This is a genomic window from Caulobacter sp. 602-2, from assembly GCF_011043625.1.
In the GTDB taxonomy this organism is placed as follows: Bacteria; Pseudomonadota; Alphaproteobacteria; order Caulobacterales; family Caulobacteraceae; genus Caulobacter.
Genome location: NZ_JAAKGT010000028.1, coordinates 1 through 1,196 on the forward strand (window position 1 = coordinate 1; position 1,196 = coordinate 1,196).

Annotated in this window: 1 protein-coding gene; it reads left to right on the forward strand. The window is 64.0% G+C overall.

The genetic code is table 11. The features are described from left to right. Position 1: 1 nt before the first annotated feature. Positions 2-1,192, forward strand: coding sequence for an elongation factor Tu (gene tuf / locus G5B46_RS24095; RefSeq protein WP_165263218.1), 1,191 nt, complete (start codon positions 2-4; stop codon positions 1,190-1,192). Positions 1,193-1,196 lie beyond the last annotated feature (4 nt).

Consider the following 1,196-nt stretch of genomic DNA (forward strand, 5'->3'; position numbering starts at 1 on the left):
GATGGCCAAGGAAAAGTTCGAACGCACTAAGCCGCACTGCAACATCGGCACCATCGGTCACGTTGACCATGGCAAGACGACGCTGACGGCCGCGATCACGATCACGCTGGCGAAGTCGGGCGGCGCGACCGCCAAGAACTACGCCGACATCGACGCCGCGCCGGAAGAAAAGGCCCGCGGCATCACGATCAACACCGCGCACGTCGAGTACGAGACGGCCAACCGTCACTACGCTCACGTCGACTGCCCCGGCCACGCCGACTACGTGAAGAACATGATCACGGGCGCCGCCCAGATGGACGGCGCGATCCTGGTCGTGTCGGCCGCCGACGGCCCGATGCCGCAGACCCGCGAGCACATCCTGCTGGCCCGTCAGGTCGGCGTGCCGGCCCTGGTCGTGTTCATGAACAAGGTCGACATGGTCGACGACGAAGAGCTGCTCGAGCTCGTCGAAATGGAAGTTCGTGAGCTGCTGTCGTCCTACCAGTTCCCGGGCGACGACATTCCGATCACCAAGGGTTCGGCCCTGGCCGCGGTCGAAGGCCGTGACGCCAACATCGGCGAAGAGAAGATCCTCGAGCTGATGGCTTCGGTCGACGCCTACATCCCGCAGCCGGAACGCCCGATCGATCAGGCCTTCCTGATGCCGGTCGAAGACGTGTTCTCGATCTCGGGCCGCGGCACCGTGGTGACCGGTCGCGTCGAGCGCGGCATCGTGAAGGTCGGTGAAGAAGTCGAAATCGTCGGCATCCGTCCGGTTCAGAAGACCACCTGCACGGGCGTCGAAATGTTCCGCAAGCTGCTGGACCAAGGTCAAGCCGGCGACAACGTGGGCGTGCTGCTGCGCGGCACCAAGCGTGAAGACGTCGAGCGCGGCCAAGTGCTCTGCAAGCCGGGTTCGATCACCCCGCACACCAAGTTCGTGGCCGAAGCCTACATCCTGACCAAGGAAGAAGGCGGCCGTCACACCCCGTTCTTCACCAACTACCGTCCGCAGTTCTACTTCCGCACGACGGACGTGACCGGGATCATCAAGCTGCGCGAAGGCGTGGAAATGATCATGCCGGGCGACAACGCCGAGCTGGACGTCGAGCTGATCACCCCGATCGCCATGGAAGAGAAGCTCCGCTTCGCCATCCGTGAAGGCGGCCGCACCGTCGGCGCCGGCGTCGTCGCCAAGATCGTCGAGTAATCGA